8 protein-coding genes are annotated in these 14661 nt (G+C 58.8%); all 8 read left to right on the top strand.

The genetic code is table 11. The features are described from left to right. The first annotated feature begins 4 nt into the window (after positions 1-4). The 8 genes from NI000_RS20545 (at position 5) to NI000_RS20510 (ending at position 14658) form a co-directional block, all read left to right on the top strand. A complete protein-coding gene (locus NI000_RS20545; RefSeq protein ID WP_253413310.1) occupies positions 5-520 on the top strand; it encodes a phage tail protein in 516 nt (171 codons plus the stop codon). Positions 521-550: 30 nt separating this feature from the next. Beyond that, a complete protein-coding gene (locus NI000_RS20540) occupies positions 551-1048 on the top strand; it encodes a phage tail protein (protein WP_253413309.1) in 498 nt (165 codons plus the stop codon). 17 nt (positions 1049-1065) lie between these two features. Further along, positions 1066-1587 carry a phage tail protein gene (locus NI000_RS20535; RefSeq protein ID WP_253413308.1) on the top strand — a complete coding sequence of 174 codons (522 nt, stop codon included), beginning with the start codon at positions 1066-1068 and terminating at the stop codon, positions 1585-1587. 76 nt (positions 1588-1663) lie between these two features. Next, complete coding sequence (locus NI000_RS20530) at positions 1664-7792, top strand: putative Ig domain-containing protein (RefSeq protein WP_253413307.1); 6129 nt, start codon at positions 1664-1666, stop codon at positions 7790-7792. A 171-nt stretch (positions 7793-7963) separates the two neighbouring features. Beyond that, the gene (locus NI000_RS20525) at positions 7964-9403 is read left to right on the top strand and encodes an SWIM zinc finger family protein (protein ID WP_253413333.1); all 1440 of its coding nucleotides are present in this window, start codon (positions 7964-7966) and stop codon (positions 9401-9403) included. 16 nt (positions 9404-9419) lie between these two features. After that, positions 9420-11219 (top strand): HEAT repeat domain-containing protein, encoded by a 1800-nt coding sequence (locus tag NI000_RS20520; RefSeq protein ID WP_253413306.1) that lies wholly within the window; start codon positions 9420-9422, stop codon positions 11217-11219. Next, a complete protein-coding gene (locus tag NI000_RS20515; RefSeq protein ID WP_253413305.1) occupies positions 11195-12286 on the top strand; it encodes an ATP-binding protein in 1092 nt (363 codons plus the stop codon). The genes NI000_RS20520 and NI000_RS20515 overlap by 25 nt, the downstream gene beginning before the upstream one ends. Beyond that, positions 12283-14658 carry a DUF5682 family protein gene (locus NI000_RS20510; RefSeq protein ID WP_253413304.1) on the top strand — a complete coding sequence of 792 codons (2376 nt, stop codon included), beginning with the start codon at positions 12283-12285 and terminating at the stop codon, positions 14656-14658. Before NI000_RS20515 ends, NI000_RS20510 begins: the two co-directional genes overlap by 4 nt. Positions 14659-14661 lie beyond the last annotated feature (3 nt).

Raw genomic sequence — 14661 nt, 5'->3', positions numbered from 1 at the left:
ATGGATGGCAGAGCCGTATTTAGGCGAAATCCGGATGTTTGCCGGAGAGTTTGCGCCTACAGGCTGGGCGTTTTGCGACGGTCAGCTTTTGTCCATTGCAGAGAATGATACTCTCTTCAACCTGATTGGCACGACCTACGGCGGGGACGGGCAGGTGACCTTTGCTTTGCCGGACTTGAGGGGACGGGTGCCGATCCATATGGGGCAGCGGCCAGGGAGCAGTTCTTATGTATTGGGACAAAATTATGGCGTCGAATCCGTAACGCTGAACACGAACCAGCTGCCCGCGCATACGCATATGGCGATGGCTCAGTCGCAGCAGGGAACGACGGATTCGCCGAATGACGGGTACTGGGCGAACTCGACGCTAACGCAGTTCGGCGGCGGAACGCCGAGCGGAACGATGAACCCCGGCGCCTTAGCGCAATCCGGAGGCGGTCAGCCGCATGACAATATGATGCCTTTCACAACCGTTTCGTTCATTATTTCCTTGTATGGGACTTACCCTCCCCAAAACTAATTTAGACGGATTGCAGAAGGAGGAGTTGGGGTGTCGGAACCTTATTTCGGACAAATTAAATTATTTGCTTTTGGCTTTGCGCCGCGCGGATGGGCTCAATGCAACGGACAAATTTTGCCGATTAATCAGAATCAGGCTTTGTTTTCCATTCTGGGAACGACCTATGGCGGGAACGGAGTAACCACCTTTGCGCTCCCGGATTTGCGCGGGCGGGTGCCGATTCACTTATCGAAAGATTTCACCTTAGGACAAGCCGGGGGTGAAGAAATGCATGCGTTGACTATAAACGAAATACCGGCACATACCCATCAGGCGTGGGGGAGCAATGACATAGCCTCGTCCAAAAGCCCCGTAAATAACGTCTGGGCCAAAACGGCAGTAAGCTCCTACCATACGCAAGCCGACAAACAGCTGAGTGCGGGCGCTGTGGTCAATGTGGGACAAAATCAAGGTCACACGAACATGCAGCCCTATACGGTTTTGAATTTTTGCATTGCGATTCAAGGCATTTATCCAAGCAGGGGGTAGGAGGAAGGAGCAGGCTCATGGATAGTTTTTATGGGGAGATCACGATGTTTGCAGGCAATTTTGCTCCTAAAGGCTGGGCTTTCTGCAACGGACAACTTATGCTGATTGCGCAAAATACGGCTTTGTTTTCGATCATTGGCACGAAGTATGGAGGAGACGGGAAAACGACGTTTGGCCTGCCAAATTTGCAGGGAGCGGCTCCGATGCATTGGGGGCAAGGGCCGGGGTTAACGGAACGGAATATCGGACAGTCAGGAGGCAGCCAAACGGTAACGCTAATGGCAGCGGAGCTTCCCGCACACACGCATCCGGTCAACTCCGCCGCTTTAGGTTCCGGAACGACGGTCGAAGGAATGGTATGGGCGAAAACCCCGGGGCGTGTCGGGGGAGCCGCTTACGGCGGCTTTACGAATCCCGTTCGGCTGGATCCGGGGGCGGTCCAATCAGCAGGGGGCTCCCAGCCTCATAACAATATGCAGCCCTATCTTGCCGTTCATTTTATTATTTGTATTACTGGTATTTTTCCTCCCAGAGGCTGATGCGCCGGTATCCGGTACGCTATTGGTCGTTTAAAAGGGAGAATCGGTGGGACGAAGGAAGGATATGGGAATGAGAATGAGCGCCATGGTTGATCATGCCGAAGCGGGGCGAGCCGCAAGCTTTGTACGGACGCTTGCCGTTTTCGGCGGTGCGGCGGTTTTATTGTTGCTTTTGTCCATGTTTGCAGCCTCCTCCGCTTTCGCAGCTACGATAACCGTGGACACGACAGACGATACACCAGGAGACTGCTCGGTATCGGGTCATTGCACGCTGCGGGCGGCGGTGAATCAAAGCAACGGTTCGGGCGGATCGAATACGATCCAAATCCCGGCCGGGACTTACGTGTTGGATTCGGGAGAATTGGCAATTCGCAGCAACGTGGAGATCATCGGAGCGGGAGGAGACCCTAACGGGAATCCAGCGGGCACGGTGATCAAACCGAGGGTGGGAGCAGCCAATCGGGTATTCAATCTGAATCCGGATTCGGATACCGGCTATAACATCTCGTTGAAGGCGCTGACGGTCAGCGGCGGACAGCTTTGGGCTGGCGACCTGTACGGAGGCGGAGGAATTCTTGGTTACACAGGCAGCCAAGGCACGGTAACGATCGAGAACTGCGTCGTCACCGGGAATTCCGTATCAGCCCCCGGCCATTGGGGCGGCGGCATGAATATCGCCGGACTGCCCGGAGGCAAGGCGGTTGTTCGCAACACGGTCGTTCAAGGAAACACCGCTATGGAACGGGGAGGCGGCGTGCATTTTGAGGGCGATATGAACATCGACGTATTAAGCTCCGTTATCGATGGCAATATCGCTTCGAACGGTTTGGGGGGCGGGATGACTATTTTTCCCGCTTCGGTAGGGGGGCAGATCCGGATCGACGGCACAACGATTTCCCGCAACCAAGCCAACGGAACGAGCGATCCTCAGGCAGGCGGCGGTGGACTTTACCTCAGCGCACCGGCCACGATAACGAATACGACGATCAGCGGCAATACGGCCAAGGGGAAAGGCGGCGGCTTGTATGTCGCTTCGAAAGGAAACATTACGCTGACGCACGTCACTTTGTTCAGCAATAACGCCGATCAGGGGGGCGGCGGGTTGTATGTGCTGGATGGCAATCCTAAGCTGCAAAACACGCTTGCCGCCGGGAACAGCAAGGCAGGGAACGCTGCAAGCGATATTGAAGCAAGGACCGGTCAAAATGTCGTTGCGGGAATCGACGCCACGAGCAGCTACAATCTGGTCGGGCTAGGAGGCAACGGACTTGTGCCGGGAGGGAGCGGGAATCTGGTAGACGTTGCCGACCCGGGTGTGCTTCCTTTGGCCGCCAATGGCGGTTTGGGCGAAACGAATGCTTTGAAGGGAAGCAGTCCCGCGATCGGCAAAGGAAGCAATGCTTTGGCAACGACGTTCGACCAACGGGGCTTCCTGCGGAAAAAGAACGCCGTTGTTGATATCGGCGCTTATGAAGGCCTGCCGGATGCCACGATCAGCTTGAACGGCAACTATACGCTGACCCTCCCGTGGGACGAAACGAAGCTTTCCGGGCTGGCGGCCGGTTCCTCCGATCAAGCGGTGGTTCCGGACGGAAGCATCGTCATCACAGGCAGCGGGGCATCCCGCACATTGACCGTCACGCCGGCTGCAATCGGCACGGCCGACATTCAGGTGACCGCCAACAGCTCGGTTTCGGGAATGTCCCGCAGTTTAAGCACTTCGTTCAAACTGACGGTTACAGGTCCGCCGGACCTTTCCATCACCAAGACGCACACCGGCAACTTTACGCAGGGGCAAACCGGCGCTACGTATACAATGACGGTCAAAAACCTCGGAGACGTCGCCACAAGCGGTACGGTAACGGTAAAAGATTCGCTGCCCGCCGGATTGACGGCCACCCAGCTGGGGGGAGCGGGCTGGACTTGTACTTTGGGCACGCGCACCTGCACGCGAACGGACGCGCTCCAGACGGGGGCGAGCTATCCGGACATTACGCTGAAGGTAAGCGTGGCGGCGAATGCGCCTGCAAGCGTAACGAACGTAGCCGAGGTTTCGGGCGGCGGAGATATCAATGCGTCGAATAACACCGCCAGCGATCCGACGAATATCATTCAATTGCCCGATCTGACGATTACGAAATCGCATGCAGGGAACTTTAAGCAAGGGCAAACGGGGGCTTCGTATACGATCAACGTCCGCAATGCCGGAACCGGCTTGACAAGCGGTACGGTGACGGTAGCCGACACGCTGCCTGCGGGGATGACCGTTACGGGATTCGCGGGTGCGGGCTGGACTTGTGATGCGGGAACGCTCACCTGCAGCAGATCGGACGCGCTTGCTTCCGGGGGGAGCTATCCGCCGATCACCTTGACGGTGAACGTTGCCGCCAATGCGGCTGCGCAGCTCACGAATACGGCCACAGTCTCAGGCGGCGGCGATGCCAATAACGCCAATAATACGGCTAGCGATCCGACGACGATCATTCCCGTAGCCGATTTGACGTTGGTAAAGTCGCATACGGGCAGCTTTACGCAAGGGCAAGCCTCGGCCGTATATACGTTGACCGTGACTAATAACGGACAAGGCGCAACGGACGACGTTGTAACGGTGACGGACACACTGCCTGCCGGGCTCACGTTGAAGGGACTTGTCGGAAATGGCTGGACCTGCGATATCGGAACGTCAAGCTGTACCCGATCCGATGCGCTGGCAGGAGGAGCCGCTTATCCTCCGATCACCGTAACGGTATCGGTAGATCAAGATGCGCCTGCGAGTGTCACGAACACGGCAGCCGTTTCCGGTGGAGGCGAGATCAATTCGGGCAACAACTCGGCTAGCGATGCGACCGCGATCTATCCGAAGCCGCAAATCGTTGCTTCGAGCTTGCCGCAAGGTACGGTTGGCGTCGCCTATTCGCAAACGTTGACAGCGACGGGCGGCGATGGGATGTACGTGTGGGCTGTCGCAGACGGCGTTCTGCCCGCGGGCATGACGTTCGATCCCGCGACGGCGAAGCTCAGCGGCACGCCAACGTTGGCGAACGGCTACAGCTTTACCGTTCAGATTACGGATGGCAACGGCGTAACGGCGACAAAAGAGCTCACGATTCAGGTAAATCCGCTGCTTGAGATTTCGACAACCGGCGTGCCGCATGGGGCTGTCGGAGCAGCCTATACGGCTTCGCTTGAGGCCAAAGGCGGCAACGGCGTCTACACTTGGAGCACTGTCGCGGGAACACTGCCCAGCGGGTTGACGCTTGCGGCAGATGGCACCTTGAGCGGCACACCGACCGGCGAAGGCGCGTTCTCCTTCACGGTTCTGGTGACGGACGGCAACTCGATAACGGCGTCAAGAGCGCTGACGCTTCAGATTCATCCGCAGCTTGTCATTCAAGCGCCGGCTCTGCCGGAAGGCACCGTGGGAATCGCCTATCCGCAGCAAATACTCAGCGCAAGCGGTGGGAACGGGACGTACACATGGTCCGTCGTAAGCGGCTCGCTTCCGGCCGGTATGACGTTTGATCCGGCGACCGCCGCGATAAGCGGGACGCCGTCGGCGGAAGGTACGTACAGCTTCACGGTCCAGGTTGCGGATGGCAATGGTGTGAAGGCGACAAAAGCTGTCACACTGCTAGTCCGTGCGGCATTGAAGGTTCAAACGCCGGAGCTGACTGAAGGAACGGTCGGTGTGGCTTACGCCAACCAAGAGTTTTCCGCAGCCGGCGGCAGCGGGACCTACACATGGTCGGTCAGCGGTTCGCTTCCTGCGGGACTGACGTTTGCCGTCGACCCGCTCGATCCGAAGAAAGCTTTCGTTCAAGGGAAGCCGACGACGGCAGGAAATTATGAGTTTCAGGTTCAAGTGAAGGACAGCAACGGAGTCACGGTCGTTAAGAACCTTAGCATCCAAGTGAATCCGGAGCTGATCTTCACGGCGGCGCCTCTGCCGGAAGGTACCGTAGGCTTGACCTATGCAGGCAGAACCTTAAGTGCGGCGGGTGGCAGCGGCACCTACCGCTGGAGTGTCGAAGACGGCCGTCTACCTGATGGCCTGACACTGGATGCTTCCAGAGGAACGATAAACGGAACGCCGAAGGAATCCGGTGTCTACACGGTGACGATTCAAGTGAAGGACGGTAACGGCATAGCCGTATCCAAGGTTCTGACGCTGAAAATCCAACCTCCGGTTTTGCTGGGAATCGCTTTTGAGGCATCGGAGTATGCGGTTAAGACGGGGGAAACCCGGGATACCGTTGTGAAGGCGACTTACTCGGACAGCAAGGTTGTCAGATTAACTGCTGGCGTTGTGTATACGGTCAAGGATACGTCCGTGGCCTTGGTCAACGAATCCGGTCAGCTCACCGGGGTAAGAAGCGGAAGCACCGTGCTGGCGGCGACGTATGGCGGCATCAAGGCCGAAACGTCCGTCCTCGTCAATAAAAGCATCACCGGCCTCGCCTTCGACCGGCCTTCTTACAGCCTGAAGGTAGGAGAGCAGGCCAATACGGTCGTCAGCGCAACGTACGGAGGCGGACGAATCGTCCTGACGAACGGAGTGATTTACTCCGTCAAGGACGCCGCTATCGCGGAAGTGGATCTGCACGGAGTGGTTACCGGCAAAAAGGCAGGAACAACCGTGGTGAGCGCAACGTACGGCGAGGATACGGTTCAGGCGACGATTATTGTCAACCTTGATGTTGCCCTTACCGGCATCCGCTTTACGCCGGATACGTACGAGCTGAAAACGGGCCAATCCGTTCCGGCCGTACTCATAGCGGATTTCTCGGATAAGAGCACGACGCTAATCGGCCGCGCGGCTGTCTACACATTCCAAGCCGCGGGGATTGCCGGGATCAATGAGGAAGGCGTTGTGACTGCGCTGCAGCCGGGAACGACAGTCGTAACCGCCACTTACGGCGGCCGTTCGGCGACCGCTGTTATCCGCGTGACCGCTTGGAGCAATGACAGCGGTAGCGATTCGCCTTCGGCGTCTTCCGGGGGATCGTCGGGTCCGGCGCCGACGCCGAATCCCGAAGGGATTGCGGTAAACGTCCGCTCGCACGACGGCTCGAAAGAAACAATCCAGGTATCGCAGGACGACATCCGAACCGGTCTTGTCCGGGTCACGGCTTCCGCTTCCTCCGCTTACGTGGAGCTGCCATCGGCTACGATTGCGAAGCTGCTGGCGATGAATCCGGAGCTGTCGATCTTGTTCCAGACGGCCGGCGGGCTGATGGAGCTGCCGCTGGCGCAGATCGACCCGCAGACGCTGGCGAAGCTGCTCGGTTTACCGGCCGACGATCTCCACGTTAACGTCGGAATTCGAACGCCCGATGCTCAAGAGCGCGAGCAGCTCAGCGAGGCGCTCCGCCGCATAGGCGGCAAGGAACTCGCAGCTCCGGCTGATTTCTACGTTCGCATCACGGATAGCAACGGCAACGAAGTGAAGCAAAATGTCTTCACCAGCTATACCGTCCGCACGCTGCCGTTAAACGGGCAAGCGAATGCGGCAACCGCCACCGGCGTATGGTGGGACCCTGTAGCGCGCGAATACCGGTTTGTCCCGACCGTATTTGAGACCCGGGACGGCAAGCCCGTTGCGAAGCTGAAACGACAAGGCTTCAGCGTGTATACGGTGCTCGACCGCTCCGTTTCGTTCGGCGATCTGCAAGGACATTGGGCGAAATCGACAATCGAATCGCTGGCGTCCAAGCTGATCGTGCAAGGGCGAAAGGCTGATGCGTACGAGCCGGAAGGCCGCGTGACCCGGGCGGAATGGGCCGCCCTGCTGGTTCGCTCGCTGGGGCTCAACGTCTCGCAAGAGAAGGCGCCGTTCGGCGATGTAAAAGATGGCGATTGGTTCGCCTCAGCGGTCGGCGCCGCGCATAAAGCGAAGCTGATCGACGGGTACGAAGACGGCACCTTCCGTCCGAATCAAACCGTCACCCGGGAAGAACTGGCGGCCATGACGGCGCGTGCGATCAAGTACGTCGGGGCCAAGCCCGCAGACATCCGCAGCGCCGGCGAATCGTTCCAAGATTCCGCCAATATTTCCGCATGGGCCGGCGACGCGGTGCGTCAGGCGGTCAAAGCCGGGATTATCGAGGGCGACGACCAAGGCCGTTTCCGGCCGGCCGATTCGGCCTCGCGAGCCGAGGCGGCGACCATGCTGTACCGGCTGCTGAAAGCCATCTCGTTTATATAGCAACCCACGATAGACCAAGTCCGTTTGGAGCGGGCTTGGTCTTTTTTTTTGCCTGCAGCCATCGCCATCCGAGATTGAATGCTATTTTTTTACCATTTAAAAAAAGGAAAAAGGCTCCTGCACGTGGAAAAAGGCTAAGATCACCTTATTTTTACCAAGGAGCATGCGATGATAGCTACGATGACAGAAGCTTATGTGGATTCCGTTGCGTTAAATGCCGCTGCGATCAAGAACGGCAGGGATCTCGTCAAGAAAAACAGCTTCCCGAAGCTGTGCCGGTCGGAGGACGAAACGCTTATTTTCGGGGAATGCAAAGGAAGCGGCAAGGAGCCGTACCGTTGCTCCGTCGATTTCGTCAAGCAGGACAGCCCTGTGTTTCGCTGCAGCTGCCCGAGCCGGCAATTTCCGTGCAAGCATATTTTAGGCTTGATGTACGCCTACGTTCTCGGTAAACAATTCCAGGTTGATGCGATTCCTCAGGACATCGCGGACAAGCGGGACAAGGCGGAGAAACGGGAGGAGAAGAAGAAGGAAACGGCGGCTGCCGGAGAAGAGACGGCCGTCAAGCGAAAGCCGAACAAATCGGCCTTGGCCAAGAAACGGGCCGCCCAACTCGAAGGCATCGGCTTATTGGAAAAGCTGGTTCACCAGATCGTGCAGAACGGGCTGGCGGGACTTGACGCGAAAACGGCCAAGATGATGGAAGACCAAGCGAAGCAGCTTGGAAACTACTATATTCCCGGCATTCAGGCGGCGTTTCGCGAGCTGCTCTTTATCCTGCGTACGTCCGAAGACCGTGAGCGCGTGTACACGGAAGCGATGGACCGCTTAACCATATTGCAGTCTTTGGTTAAGAAAAGCAGGGACTATTTAACGGAAAGACAGCAAAATCCTGAGCTTCCGCCAGATACGGAAAGCGGCTTGGAAGAACGGCTCGGGCATGCCTGGCAGCTGGCCGAGCTCCGCGAGCACGGATTAGCCCGGCAACAGGCGGAATTGGCGCAGCTCACTTTCCGTTCGTATACGGATGAGGCAAGAGGCGAGTACGTCGATGAAGGCTTTTGGATGGAGCTGCAGAGCGGAGACATTTTTGCGGTCCGCAGCTACAGACCGTTCCGGGCGGCGAAGCATTTGAAGGAAGAGGATTCGTTCTTCTCGGTCGTTGCCGCGAAGGAGCTGCTCGTCTACCCGGGAGACTTGAATCCGCGGGCGCGATGGGAGGACATGACGGTCCGCGATATGAAGCCGGAGGACTACGGGACGATCGGGAGCCATGCCCGGCGTTCGTATGTCGAGGCGGTCAAGACGGTCAAAAATCAATTGAAAAACCCGCTGTCCGACAAACATCCGGTGATGCTGCTTCACTACGCCAAACTTGGCCAGATTGGGGAGGATTACATCCTGGAGGACGAGCAGGGCAAACGGATCGTTCTCGGCGATATTCCGGCGCTGGGCCAGTCGAGCACGCAGCTGCTGCCGCTACTCAAGCACGGTGACACGCAGGACCAAGCCATGCTGGTCATGTTCGAGCATGATTTTGCCGATGGAAGGCTGCTGGCTCAACCGCTTGCTCTCGTGACGTCAAGCGAAATCGTCAGATTTATTTACTAAAACAAGGAGAGAATCCATGAGCTTACAGGTGCTTACCGATCTGCATCAAGAAGTGCGCCGGTTGTTTATCGCCGGCAGTTCCGTCGCCGCGGGCGACCTGCGGCTAACCCGGCTGCTGCCTCAGCTGCGCAAGCTTGGAGAGAATGCGCCGGTGTTCAACCGGCTGGCCGATGGCGTGCAGCTCATTACGGAAGCAAAGCCCGAGCAAGCCTCCGCCAAACTGCTGGAGCTCGGCACCCTGCTGCACTCCATTCTGTATACCCAAGGGCGGACCGAGGCGCAGGGGACGCTGGAGGAGGTTCAAGTGACGGATACGCGCGGGGTAACAGCCATCCCGTACCGGAAAATGAGGTCTCTCATCGACGCTTTGACGGAACGCGGGCCCGGCCGCTTGGAAGTGATCCACCAAGGGTACGAAGACTCGTTGTTTCAAGATTTTCGGACGCACATGCCTGCGGTCGCCGCTTTGGAAGACGGGTATGCGGAAATTGCCGAGTTTATGTACGATAAAGTTATTCCGTCGATCGGCCCTGCGGTCGTACCGATACTACATCGGCAGTTGAACCTTCAGGGCGGCAAAGGGGATGCCCGCAAGCTGTATTTGATCCATCATCTGCAGGGTCCGGTGAATGCCGAGCTAATTCTGCAGGCGGCCGGCGAAGGCGCGGCCGAAGTCCGCATAGCGGCCGTGGACATTCTCGGGGACTACCCCGAGCTGGAGGACGTCGTGCTGGAGAATTCGTACGAGAGAAGAAAAGAAATACGCCGCGCTGCCTTATCGGCCTTATCCCGGCTGGGGACCGGGCGGGCGGCCGACCGGTTGTTCGAAGCGCTGGTAGGCAAGGACCGCGAGCTTGCGGTGGAACCGATTCAAACTTATTTCCATCCTACGTTGATCCAGCGCATATTGGACCAAGCGGAAGCGTGGTTGAATGATTTTGACGGCAGCTCCGCGAAAACGGAAGCGGTGGAGCAACTGTCGGCGGCGGTGCAATGCCTAAAAGGGAAGAACGACGAGGCGGTGCGCGTATTTTTGGAAAAGCTGCTGTCCTCGCCTGCTTTTATGGTCAAAGAAACGACGGCTGTTCAAGAATATGCGGCAGAACTTCTGCTCGACATGCAGCGGCCGGAAGGCTATCGGTTTGTCGAATCGCTGTACCGGCAGTGGGGCGGAAAGCACATTTCGTACAGCTTTCAAGCGGCGCTTCGCTGCTTGTCCCCGGAGGAGGCTTACGACCAGTTCGCTCCTCTGGTTCACAACAAGCAGCAGGCGCAGGCCAAAGAGCTGCTGCGTACGCTGTACGATTTGACCGAGCGGCTGGCCCTAACCGTGTATCGTGAGGCGGAGGAGTCGTCCGCGATTTCGTGGGATCCCCGCTGGGTGCATTTGTTCGTGGACATCAACGAAGAAGAACTGGTGTGCCGGTTCGTCCAGGAGCCGGACACGAAAATCACCGATTACTTGCTGAAAAAGGTGCAGGTGGCGCCGCAGCAGATGAAGCCGAGAACAGTCTCGCTGTTCTTCGCCTTGTTCAAGATCGGGCACGGGGAAACCCCGGAGCTGCTGATGAAGGCGCTGGAAGGCTCGGGAGGCAAGCAGTTTTATTATTTGGACCGGGAAAAATTGGCACTGATGTCGCTGCTTCCCGGCAGCTATGCCGAAAGGCTGGAGAAGTTCGCGGACCTGATCGCCTACGAAAGCGTGAAGCAGCAGGTGCTTGAAGTGACGGAGCGGCTTAAAACGAAAACAAGCGATGAAGCGGAAATGGGCAAAGGAGCGGGATGGATCGAATGGATCAGAAGCAAAATGTATTGAGGCTGCCTGCGGAGCGGCTGTACGCCAAGGAACTGGAAGCGTTGAAGGAAGCGGATCAAGACCCGAAACCGGCGGGCTGGCAGCTGTCGCCGCGGTCTGTGCTTACGTTCATTACCGGGGGGCAAGCGGGGGGCGTGAACATCACGCCCAAATATATCGGCCACACGCGGCTGGTGGAGATTGCCGTCGCGACGCTGCTGACGGACCGGGCGCTGCTGCTGATCGGGGAGCCGGGAACGGCAAAATCGTGGCTTTCCGAGAACTTGACGGCCGCGATTCACGGCGACTCGTCCAAGGTTATTCAGGGAACGGCCGGAACGAGCGAGGAGCATGTCCGGTATTCGTGGAACTATGCGATGCTGCTGGCGCACGGCCCGTCGGACGAAGCGCTGATCAAGAGCCCGATTTACCGGGCGATGGAGGGCGGCGGAATTGCCCGTTTCGAGGAAATTTCCCGCTGCGCCTCCGAGGTGCAGGATGCGCTGATTTCGATTTTGTCGGAAAAAACGATCTCCATCCCCGAGCTGGGACGCGAGGTATCGGCGGCCAGAGGCTTCTCGATCATCGCAACGGCGAACACGCGGGACCGGGGCGTCAACGAAATGTCCGCCGCGCTCAAGCGCCGGTTCAACATTCTTGTGCTGCCGTCGCCGTCCGGCCTGGAGACGGAAGTCGAGATCGTGCGCAAACGGGTTGGCGAAATTGCCGCCAACTACGAACTGCAGGCGGCGCTGCCGGAGGAAGAGGCGGTACGCAAGATTGTTACCATTTTCCGGGAGCTGCGCGCCGGGGTAACGTTGGACAGCAAGGAGAAGCTGAAATCGCCGAGCGGCGTCATCTCGACGGCGGAAGCGATCTCGCTCTTGACGAACAGCATGGCGCTGGCCGCCAGCTTCGGAAACGGACGAATCCAAGAGGAGGATTTGGCCGCCGCCCTGCAAGGCGCCATCGTGAAGGATGAGGAGAAGGATCGTATTGCTTGGAAGGAATATTTGGAAAATGTGATGAAAAAGCGGGGATCGGAATGGCGGAGTCTGTACAACGCATGCCGGGAGATGAACGATTGAGCACCAGCGGCGGGAGAGTCCATGTGTTTGGCATCCGCCATTTGTCGCCGGCGGGCGCCTTTCACCTGCGGGCGTTTCTGGACGAAATCCGGCCGCAGGTCGTGCTGGTGGAAGGGCCTTCGGACGCGGGGGACTTGATCGGGCAGATCGCTTCCCGCGGCGTCGTGCCGCCCGTTGCGATTCTTGCTTATACCGATCAGCTTCCGGTTCGTACGCTGGTATTCCCTCTGGCTTCGTATTCTCCCGAATACCAAGCGTTTCTGTGGGCGGCGGAGAACGGGATCCGCGCCGAGTTCATCGACCTTCCTTCCGATGCGGCGGTGACGCTGCAAGCGGCAAGACGCGCAAGCGCGAGCCTGGAGGAAACGGACCGGGAGGATGGGCCGGCGGGTAGCGAGGGCAGTCAAACGGGCCGACAGGATGCGCTGGCGGAACGCAGAGCCTTTTACCGGCGGCAGAACGAGCTGTACGAGCGGGTTGCCGAGCTGGCCGGGGAGCCGGATTACGACAGCTATTGGGAGCGGCATTTCGAGCATAGTCCAAGCAAAGAAGCGTATCGTCACGCCATCGAACGGTTTTCCGCGGAAATGCGCGAGCTGCTGGAGCAGGAAGAGCGGGCGCATGACCCGCGGGAAGCGTCCTACAACGCGGTGCGTGAAGCTTACATGCGGCGGCAGATCCGGCAAGCGCTGGATGCCGTCGGACCGTCGGACCGCATCGTGGTCGTGACCGGGGCGCATCATGTCTCGGGAATGGACTTGGCGCTGCCAGCGATGTCGGATGAGGAGCTGCGCAAGCTGCCCCGTTCGTCCACCAAGCTGACGCTGATGCCTTATTCGTATTACAAGCTGTCCGTTCAATCCGGCTACGGTGCGGGCAATCAGGCCCCGGCCTATTTCGAGCGGGTGTGGGATTGCTTGAACCGGCAGGACGCTGCGAGGCTGCCGTCACTTTACTTGTCGCAAGTGGCCTCGTCCTTGAGGGAGAGCGGAACGCATCGTTCCACCGCTTCCGTTATCGAGGGGGTACGGCTGGCCGAATCGCTTGCCTCGCTTCGCGGGGGCAGCATGCCAACCTGGGGGGATTTGCGGGATGCGGCCGTTGTCTGTCTCGGGTTCGGGGACTTGGCTTCGGTGGCCGAGGCGCTGGCCCGCGCGGATATCGGCACGGCGATTGGTGCGCTGCCCGAGGGGGTCAGCCAGACGCCGATTCAAGACGATCTGAACCGGCACCTGAAGCGTCTGAAGCTGGAGAAATATAAATCCGCCGTCGCTGCCGATCTGGAGCTGGATTTGCGGGAGAACCGGCGTGTCAAGAGCGAAGAAGCGGCATTTCTCGATCTGCACCGGTCCGTCTTTCTGCACCGCCTTGCGCTGCTCGGCATCGATTTTGCACGGCAGCAGCAGGTACGGCAGGACACGGCGACCTGGGCGGAGCACTGGGTGCTCCAGTGGAGCCCCGAGGCGGAGATTCAAGCGGTGGAATCGACGCTCAAAGGGGAAACGGTGGAGCTTGCCGCCGCGTTTGTGCTGCATGAGCGGCTCGAAGGGTGCGCGGATCTTTCGGAAGCTTCCCGGATCATCCGCTTGGCCTGCCAGTGCGGACTTCCCGAGGCGATGGAAGAAGCGAGGCTCACGTTGCAGCGGCTGGCAGTCGATGCCGGCGACTTCGCGCAGATCGCCGCCGCGGCCAACGAATTATCGATATTGATCCGCTACGGCGACATTCGCAAGGTGGATACCTCGTCGTTCGTGCCGCTGCTTCAGCAGTTGTTTTTGCGGGGGACGCTGCTCCTCGTGGACGCGGCCGTGTGCAGCGATGAAGCGGCAGGCGGCATGGTGACCGGCATGAACGAGATGCATCGCATCTCGCAGGAGCATCCGGAAGAGGTGGACGACGAGCGGTGGCTTGCTGAGCTGTGGGCGCTGGCTTCTCGGGACGACCGGAATGCGAAGCTGTCCGGGTTTGCTTTTGCCATATTGCTGGAGCGGAACTTGATCTCCCCCGACCAGTGCTCGCAGGAAGTATCACGGCGGCTGTCGCCGGGAATTCCGGCGGAGCTGGGAGCGGGTTGGTTCGAAGGCGTGTCGATGCGGAACCGGTATGCGCTGCTGTCCCGCTCGGGGCTGTGGCAGCAGCTTGACGAATATATCGCGTCCTTGGAAGACGAGGCGTTCCTGCGTTCGCTGGTTTTTTTGCGCAGGGCATTCGGCTCGTTCGAGCCGAGGGAGAAATCGTCGATTGCGGAGACCTTAGGCGTGCTGTGGGGACTCGACGGGCAGGGGGCCGCGGAGCAGCTGCAGGAGCCGCTAAGCGAAGACGAAAGAGGGAAGCTGGATGAACTTAACGATTTTGATTTCGGAGATTTGTAGACG

The organism is Paenibacillus tyrphae (assembly GCF_024158745.1).
GTDB classification, from domain to species: domain Bacteria; phylum Bacillota; class Bacilli; order Paenibacillales; family NBRC-103111; genus Paenibacillus_G; species Paenibacillus_G tyrfis_A.
Note: the sequence above shows the minus strand (reverse complement) of the source record. Positions and strands in the feature narration are given on the sequence as shown.

Coding starts and splice junctions, on each gene's coding strand:
- NI000_RS20545 (WP_253413310.1), top strand. CDS start 5: ATGGCAGAGCCGTATTTAGGCGAAATCCGGATGTTTGCCGGAGAGTTT.
- NI000_RS20535 (WP_253413308.1), top strand. CDS start 1,066: ATGGATAGTTTTTATGGGGAGATCACGATGTTTGCAGGCAATTTTGCT.
- NI000_RS20530 (WP_253413307.1), top strand. CDS start 1,664: ATGAGCGCCATGGTTGATCATGCCGAAGCGGGGCGAGCCGCAAGCTTT.
- NI000_RS20520 (WP_253413306.1), top strand. CDS start 9,420: ATGAGCTTACAGGTGCTTACCGATCTGCATCAAGAAGTGCGCCGGTTG.
- NI000_RS20515 (WP_253413305.1), top strand. CDS start 11,195: ATGGATCAGAAGCAAAATGTATTGAGGCTGCCTGCGGAGCGGCTGTAC.